Below are 210 nucleotides of genomic sequence, written 5' to 3'. Positions count from 1 at the left end.
GATCCGTTAATCTCGTCTCGGTTCCACCTACTTTTTCATTTTTGGTGACATAATCAAGATGCTTTTTACTGAAAGCTTCGAAAATAATAAAGCCGCCTTTACGAACGTATTGATCCGTTAATCTCGTCTCGGTTCCACCTACTTTTTCATTTTTGGTGACATAATCAAGATGCTTTTTACTGAAAGCTTCGAAAATAATAAAGCCGCCTT

1 pseudogene is annotated in these 210 nt (G+C 37.1%); it reads right to left on the bottom strand.

The features are described 5' to 3' along the window. A pseudogene (locus BOQ64_RS24370) lies at nucleotides 1-210 on the bottom strand (hypothetical protein); the annotation flags it as partial.

Origin of the sequence: Chryseobacterium sp. CH25 (assembly GCF_004119455.1) — a bacterium.
GTDB lineage: Bacteria > Bacteroidota > Bacteroidia > Flavobacteriales > Weeksellaceae > Chryseobacterium.
This window is presented reverse-complemented; position numbering and strand designations above follow the sequence as displayed.